The following is a 6922-nucleotide window of genomic DNA, read 5'->3' as shown; positions in this document are numbered from 1 at the left end:
TGCCGGGGGCGCCCTCCTACGTGTGCTCAGCGGCCGAGAAGCCGGGCGGCCAGGTCGCGCACGGCGTCCGCGGCCCTGCGCTGCAACTGGGGGCCGAAGGTGATCCGGGCCGCGCCCAGCTCGCCGAGCCGGCGGACTGCGGACGGGCCGTCGGGTGTGCCGAGGGCGTTGATCGGGACGGCGACCGCCCCGGCCAGACGGGGAAGGCCGTCGGCCGGGGCCATGATCGGATAGACGCAGTCCGCGCCGGCTTCGGCGTAGAGCCGGGCACGGGCCACCGTCTCCTCGACCACGTCCACGGCGGCCGGGTCCCCGTGGATGTACGTGTCGACGCGCGCGTTGAGGAAGAGGCGGTCACCCGCAGCGGCACGCACCTCCGCGAGCCTGTCGGCCTGCCGCTGCGGGTCGACGAGGACGCCGCCGGCGGAGTCCTCCAGATTGCAGCCGGCCACTCCGGCTTCCAGGAGGCGCTCGACGAGTTCGGCCGGGGGCAGGCCGTAACCCGCCTCGACGTCCGCCGACACCGGTACGGACACCGCCCGTGCGATCCGGGTCACCGCCGCGAACATCTCGGCGGCAGGTGTCCGTCCGTCCGCGTAACCGAGGGCGGCGGCGACACCGGCGCTCGGTGTGGCCAGGGCGGGGAACCCGGCGTCCTCGAAGACCCGGGCACTCGTGGCGTCCCACGGGCCGGGCAGTACGAGGGGGTCGGCCGGAGCACGGCCTTGGTGCAGGGCGCGGAAGACGGACGCGGGCTCGTTCATCAGGGCTCCGGAACGGGAGGAAGTGCGGGGCGGGCGGCCATCCGCAGGCGCGGGGCGAGGACGGTCCTCGCCCTGTCGCCCGGCGGACCGGGCCGGTGGCTCGGGCTCGGCCGCGGGCCACCGGACCGGGGGTGTCAGTGCTTGATGTCGCCGGGCGTGTAGTGGCCCGGGGCCAGCCGGGCGGTCACTCCGAAGCGGTTCCACGCGTTGATCACGGTGATCGCGGCGATCAGCTGGGCGAGCTCGCCCTCCTCGAAGTGCTCGGCGGCCTTCGCGTAGACCTCGTCCGGCACGAAACCGTCGGTCAGGACCGTCACCGCCTCCGTCAGCCGGATCGCCGCCACCTCCTTCTCCGTGTAGAAGTGCTGCGACTCCTCCCAGGCGCTGAGCTGGATGATCCGCTCGACGGACTCGCCCGCGGCGAGGGCGTCCTTCGAGTGCATGTCCAGGCAGAGGGCGCAGCGGTTGAGCTGCGAGGCACGGATCTTCACCAGTTCGAGCAGTGTCGGGTCGAGTCCCTTACGGCACGCGGTGTCCAGCCGGACCATCGCCTTGTAGACGTCGGGGGCGAGCTGGGCCCACTGCAGACGGGCGGGGTGCTCGGGGGCGTTGGCGGCGGGCGTGCGGTGATGCGTGTGCGTGGTCATGGTTGTGAAGCTAACGGCTGGGTGGCGCAGCGGTATGGTCCATTTCCATGACGGATTCCTGGGCCGCTTTCGGTGCCGACCTGCATATCGAACCGGTCGGCGCGGGCCTGCGCAGCGGGCTCACGAAGGCGTTGCGGGAGGCGGCCCGCACCGGACGGCTGGCGCCCGGCACCCGGCTGCCCTCCTCCCGGACGCTCGCCGCTGATCTCGGGATCGCCCGCAACACCGTGGCCGACGCCTATGCCGAGCTCGTGGCCGAAGGCTGGCTCACCGCACGGCAGGGTTCCGGGACCAGGGTCGCGCAGCGGGCCACCCCGCCCGGGCCCGCCGGCCGTGGGGCCAGGGGGCGGCAGGTCCGCCGGGGGCCCGCCCACAATCTGATGCCGGGTTCACCGGACCTCTCGTCCTTCCCGCGCGCGGAGTGGCTGAAGGCCGCGAGGCGCGCCCTCACCGCCGCTCCCGACGCGGCCTTCGGCTACGACGACCCGCGGGGCCGTATCGAGCTGCGGACGGTGCTGGCGGACTACCTGGCCCGGGCGCGCGGGGTGTACGCGGACCCCGAACGCATCGTGATCTGCTCCGGGTTCGTCCACGGCCTCACGCTGATGGGGAAGGTGCTGCGGCGCCACAAGGTGCGCGGGATGGCCGTCGAGTCGTACGGGCTGGACATCCACTGGAACCTCCTGACCGAGGCGGGCCTGCGCACCCCGTGCCTCCCGGTGGACGGACTCGGGGCCAGGACAGCGGCGCTGGGACGGACGCCGGGCGTGGGCGCGGTGCTGCTGACCCCCGCCCACCAGTTCCCCACGGGCGTCCCGCTCCATCCCGGCCGGCGGGCCGCGGCGGTCGACTGGGCGCGCTCCTCGGGCGGTCTGATCCTCGAGGACGACTACGACGGCGAGTTCCGCTACGACCGCCAGCCGGTGGGGGCGCTGCAGGGGCTCGACCCGGAGCGGGTCGTCTACATGGGGACGGCCAGCAAGTCTCTGGCGCCCGGGCTGAGGCTGGCCTGGATGGTGCTGCCGGAAGGACTGGTGGACGAGGTGTGCGACGCGAAGGGCGGCTTCGACTGGATGTCCGGGGCGCCGGACCAGCTGACCCTCGCGGAGTTCATCGCGGCCGGGGCCTACGACCGGCATGTGCGGGCCATGCGGCTGCGCTACCGGCGCCGCCGCGACCAGCTCGTCCAAGCGCTCGCCGAACGGGCGCCGGGCGTCCGGGTGAGCGGCATCGCGGCGGGCCTGCACGCAGTGCTCGAACTTCCCGAGGGGGCCGAGCAGTCGGTCGCCCAGGCCGCCGCCTGGCACGGGCTCGCCCTGGAGCGGCTCTCGCGCTTCCGGCACCAGGAGGCGGCACCGGGCCGAGAGGGGCTGGTCATCGGTTACGGCACCCCGTCGGAGAGCGGCTGGGCAGGGGCGCTGGACGCGCTCTGCCGGGTGCTCCCGTAGACGGGGACTCCGGGACGTGCGGGGGAGCGGACGGCACCGGGTTTCAGTCGAGAGGGCCGTGCATCTAATCTGACTGGCAGTTCGCCGGTGGGCTGACACCGGCTCGTGGGCACGACGGGGGAGAACAGAACATGAACAGGCGCAAGCTGAGGTCGAGCACCGTCGTGCTCGGCGGCATGGGAGTGCTCGCGGCAACGCTGACCGCGTGCAGTTCGGAACCGGACGAGAGGTGCGTCGACCCGGTGACCCAGGAGATCCTGCCGAGCTACGAGTGCGAGGACAGCAGCGGCAGCGGTACCTACTACTACGGCGGCAGCAGCCACAACAACCGGATGTCCGGCGGCAGTTTCAACAAGTCGGCGGTCGAACGCGACGGATTCGGCTCCTCCGGCTCCAGCGGCGGCTGAGACCTTCATGGAACGCCGCACCACGGAACCGCGTCCCGGCTGGCAGGAGACCGTCGAGGAGCAGGGGCTGATCTACCCCCTGACCCGGTACCCCGACGGATCCCTGCGCCCGTACTGGGACGAGAGCGCCTACTACGTCTTCTCGCTGCCCGAGGTGGAGGCGCTGGAAGAGGTCGTGGAGGAGCTCCACGCGATGTGCCTGGCGGCCGCCGCGCACATCGTCGAGCACGACCGCTTCGCCGATCTCGGCATCACGGACCCCCGGCTGGCGGGCCTGATCGCCGAGTCCTGGCGGCGCCGTGCCGAACTCCCGTCCCTGTACGGCAGGTTCGACCTGCGGTACGACGGAACCGGGCCGGCCAAGATGCTGGAGTACAACGCGGACACCCCAACCTCGCTCGTGGAGGCCGCCAGCCCCCAGTGGTTCTGGATGGAGGACCGCTTCCCCGGGGCCGACCAGTGGAACTCCCTGCACGAGCGCCTCGTCGACGCGTGGAAGCGACAGGCTCCGCTGCTGCCGCCGGGCCCCCTGCACTTCGCCCACTCCGACGGCGACGAGCTGGGCGAGGACCTGATGACGGTGGCGTATCTGCGGGAGACCGCCGCGCAGGCCGGGATCGACACCGAGGCGCTCTCCGTCGAGCGGATCGGCTGGGACAAGCTGTCCGGCCGCTTCGTCGACGAGCGGCTCCGCTTCATCCGCAGCTGCTTCAAGCTGTACCCGTGGGAATGGCTGACGACGGACCGCTTCGGGCCGCACGTGCTGGCCACCCTCGACAACGGCGGGGGCACCGGCACCACCTGCTGGATCGAACCCGCCTGGAAGATGCTCCTCTCCAACAAGGCGCTGCTTGCCGTCCTCTGGGAGCTGTACCCGGACCACCCGAACCTCCTCCCCGCCTATCTCGACGGCCCCCGGGACCTGGCCGGGGCCGACGGAGCGGGTTACGTCGCCAAGCCGCTGCTCGGCCGGGAGGGCGCCGGGGTCACCGTCCACGAACCGGGCAGCGCTCCGGTCCGGCGCGACGAACCCTGCTGCTACCAGGAGCTTGCACCCCTGCCCGACTTCGCGGGCAACCGTGTGGTGCTCGGCGCCTGGGTGGTCGGAGACGAGGCGGCCGGGCTCGGCATACGGGAATCGGCGGGGCTGATCACGGACGAGTACGCCCGCTTCCTGCCCCACGTCATCCTCTGAGCCCCCGCCCGGCGCCCGCGTCGGCCCGGGTTCCGTCGGCCGGGGGTTCAGGCGGCCGGGTTCAGCTGGACAGGGATGCAGCCGGACAGTGCAGCCGGACGGGGATTCAGCTGGGAATCAGCTGGCCAGTACGCCGCGGAGCTGGTCCAGGCCCCAGTCCAGGTCCTCCTTACTGATCACCAGGGGCGGGGCGATCCTGACCGTGGAGCCGTGGGTGTCCTTGACCAGCACCCCGCGGTCCATCAGCTTCTCCGAGATCTCCCGGCCCGTACCGAGTGCCGGAGAGATGTCGACCCCCGCCCACAGGCCCCGTCCCCGCACGGCCTGCACCGCGCCGCCGGTCAGCAGCCCCAGCTCGTGGTGGAGATGGTCGCCCAGCTCCGTGGCACGTTGCTGGAACTCGCCGGTGCGCAGCATCGCGACCACCTCCAGAGCGACCGCGCAGGCCAGCGGGTTCCCCCCGAACGTGGACCCGTGCTCGCCCGGCCGGTAGACACCGAGGATCGCTGCCGAGGACACGACGGCCGAGACGGGCACGACACCACCGCCCAGCGCCTTGCCCAGCACATACATGTCGGGCACGACATGCTCGTGCTCACACGCGAAGGTCCGGCCCGTACGGCCCAGTCCCGACTGGATCTCGTCCGCGATGAACAGGACGTTCCGCTCCCGGGTCATCTGCCGCACCCCGGCGAGATATCCCGGCGGCGGGACCAGCACGCCGGCCTCGCCCTGGATCGGCTCCATCAGCACCGCGACGGTGTTCTCCGTCATCGCCTCGGCGAGCGCGGTGAGGTCCCCGTACGGCACGATCTCGAACCCCGGCGTGTACGGACCGAAATCCGCCCGCGCCTCGTGGTCCGTGGAGAAGCTGATGATCGTCGTCGTCCTGCCGTGGAAGTTGTCGGCGGCGACAATGATCTTCGCCATTCCGTCCGGGACGCCCTTGACCCGGTAGCCCCATTTGCGGGCAGTCTTCACCGCCGTCTCCACGGCCTCCGCCCCGGTGTTCATGGGGAGGACCATCTCCATGCCGCAGAGCTCGGCGAGCTGCGTACAGAAGTCGGCGAACCGGTCGTGGTGAAAGGCGCGCGAGGTCAGCGTCACGCGTTCGAGCTGGGCCTTGGCCGCGTCGATCAGCCGCCGGTTGCCGTGCCCGAAGTTGAGCGCCGAATAGCCGGCCAGCATGTCGAGGTAACGGCGTCCCTCGACATCGGTCATCCAGGCGCCGTCCGCCGAGGCGACGACGACCGGCAACGGGTGGTAGTTGTGCGCGCTGTGCGCCTCGGCGGAGGCGATGGCGGTTTCCGTGGTCGACACGGGGTCTCCGTTCGTCGTGCGGCGTGGGCGGGGGTTGTGCCCACTTTGTATCGTCGGTCGGATCCGGCACGGGGAAACCTCCCGCGTGCGGCGCGCCTCGCGGCCGTCGTCCACGCGCGGTCCGCCCGTCAGAGCGAGCGCCCTGAAGAGCGCGCGCAGCCCTTCCGGCCCGGCCACCACGCGCGGGCCCGCTTCATTCCTCCCGTGGGCCCTCGCACGGGCTTGGGTACCGCTTCCGCGAGGATCTGCGCCAGGACCCGCTCGGCCATCGTCGCGCCGTCGGTGTCCGGCACGTCCAGCCCCTCGCGCAGCGCCATCAGCTCCGCCCGCAGCCGCTCCCGCCGCCCGTCCTCCGGCAGCCCAGGACGCTCCGGGTCAACACCGTCCGTCGTTCTTCCTGGCACCGTCTCCACCCCCTTCCCGCTCATCCCGCTTGCCCCGCTCATCCCGCTCATCCCGCTCCGGACCCAGCTGGCCGCCGAGCCGCCGCTCCAGCTTCCTCAGCGCGCGGTTCAGCCGGGACTTCACCGTCCCCCGTGGCCAGCCGAGGGCCTGAGCCGTCTCCGCCTCGTTTATCTCCAGGAGATAGCGGCAGGTCACCACCTGGCGCTGCTCCTCGCTCAGCTCCTCCAGGGCGGCGGTCAGCAGCGTCCTGCGTTCCCGGGCGAGGGCTGCCACGGCCGGGTCCGCCGCATCGGGTATCACCGGATCCGCACCCCGGGAAAAGGCCTCACGGTCCGCCACCGCCCGCACACGGCCTGCCGAGCGCACCGTGTTTCTCGTCTCATTCATCACGATGCGCAGCAGCCACGGCCGGAAGGGCGCACCGTCCTGGAAACGCCCCAGCGCCTGGTACGCCTTGAAGAAGGCGCACTGCACCACGTCCTCCGCGTCCGCCCCCGCTCCGAAGGCGACCGCCGCCCGCAGCGCGACCCCGGTATGGGTGCGCACGAGCTGCGCGTATGCCTCCGCATCTCCGGCGCGCACACGAGCGATCACCTCCGCCTCGCTGTCGTCACGGCCTGCGGGCAGCCCTCCGGCTCGCCCTACGACACTGCTCCCGCCCCCGTCATCGATGCTGCGGCCCTCCTCCAGGCCCGGCTGCAATGCCGCTTCCCGCGTCCTCACATGTTTCCTACAC

8 protein-coding genes are annotated in these 6922 nt (G+C 72.0%); 3 read left to right on the top strand and 5 right to left on the bottom strand.

Features of this window, described 5'->3' with window-relative positions; all coding sequences use genetic code 11:
- Positions 1-26: 26 nt before the first annotated feature.
- Complete coding sequence (locus BFF76_RS11680) at positions 27-764, bottom strand: isocitrate lyase/PEP mutase family protein (RefSeq protein ID WP_031096568.1); 738 nt, start codon at positions 762-764, stop codon at positions 27-29.
- 134 nt (positions 765-898) lie between these two features.
- On the bottom strand, positions 899-1411 hold the full coding sequence (locus BFF76_RS11675; protein ID WP_031096570.1) for a carboxymuconolactone decarboxylase family protein: 513 nt from the start codon (positions 1409-1411) through the stop codon (positions 899-901).
- A gap of 47 nt (positions 1412-1458) precedes the next feature.
- Between BFF76_RS11675 and pdxR the strand changes: the two genes are divergently transcribed.
- The 3 genes from pdxR to BFF76_RS11660 all read left to right on the top strand — a co-directional run bounded on the left by pdxR (position 1459) and on the right by BFF76_RS11660 (position 4461).
- Complete coding sequence (pdxR, locus tag BFF76_RS11670) at positions 1459-2859, top strand: MocR-like pyridoxine biosynthesis transcription factor PdxR (RefSeq protein WP_065848153.1); 1401 nt, start codon at positions 1459-1461, stop codon at positions 2857-2859.
- A 131-nt stretch (positions 2860-2990) separates the two neighbouring features.
- Entirely contained in the window at positions 2991-3266 is a 276-nt protein-coding gene (locus BFF76_RS11665) for a hypothetical protein (protein ID WP_053930313.1), read from the top strand.
- Positions 3267-3273: 7 nt separating this feature from the next.
- Entirely contained in the window at positions 3274-4461 is a 1188-nt protein-coding gene (locus BFF76_RS11660) for a glutathionylspermidine synthase family protein (protein WP_031096572.1), read from the top strand.
- A 117-nt stretch (positions 4462-4578) separates the two neighbouring features.
- Here the strand turns inward: BFF76_RS11660 and rocD are convergent, their stop codons facing one another.
- The 3 genes from rocD to BFF76_RS11645 all read right to left on the bottom strand — a co-directional run bounded on the left by rocD (position 4579) and on the right by BFF76_RS11645 (position 6909).
- Complete coding sequence (gene rocD / locus BFF76_RS11655) at positions 4579-5781, bottom strand: ornithine--oxo-acid transaminase (protein ID WP_065848152.1); 1203 nt, start codon at positions 5779-5781, stop codon at positions 4579-4581.
- Positions 5782-5909: 128 nt separating this feature from the next.
- Positions 5910-6185, bottom strand: a complete 276-nt coding sequence (locus BFF76_RS31230) for a hypothetical protein (protein WP_141695589.1) — start codon at positions 6183-6185, stop codon at positions 5910-5912.
- Positions 6157-6909: an RNA polymerase sigma factor gene (locus tag BFF76_RS11645; protein ID WP_381821670.1), complete on the bottom strand. Its 753-nt coding sequence runs from the start codon at positions 6907-6909 to the stop codon at positions 6157-6159. Before BFF76_RS11645 ends, BFF76_RS31230 begins: the two co-directional genes overlap by 29 nt.
- Between the last annotated feature and the right edge of the window lie 13 nt (positions 6910-6922).

Origin of the sequence: Streptomyces mutomycini (assembly GCF_001700505.1) — a bacterium.
GTDB lineage: Bacteria > Actinomycetota > Actinomycetes > Streptomycetales > Streptomycetaceae > Streptomyces > Streptomyces mutomycini.
The sequence above is the reverse complement of the archived record's forward strand: the minus strand, read 5'-3'. Positions and strand labels throughout refer to the sequence as shown.

What these genes read in the sequence shown, in the direction of transcription:
- BFF76_RS11660 (WP_031096572.1), top strand. Translation starts at nt 3,274, where the DNA reads ATGGAACGCCGCACCACGGAACCGCGTCCCGGCTGGCAGGAGACCGTC.
- pdxR (WP_065848153.1), top strand. Translation starts at nt 1,459, where the DNA reads ATGACGGATTCCTGGGCCGCTTTCGGTGCCGACCTGCATATCGAACCG.
- BFF76_RS11680 (WP_031096568.1), bottom strand. Translation starts at nt 764, where the DNA reads ATGAACGAGCCCGCGTCCGTCTTCCGCGCCCTGCACCAAGGCCGTGCT.
- BFF76_RS11665 (WP_053930313.1), top strand. Translation starts at nt 2,991, where the DNA reads ATGAACAGGCGCAAGCTGAGGTCGAGCACCGTCGTGCTCGGCGGCATG.
- BFF76_RS11675 (WP_031096570.1), bottom strand. Translation starts at nt 1,411, where the DNA reads ATGACCACGCACACGCATCACCGCACGCCCGCCGCCAACGCCCCCGAG.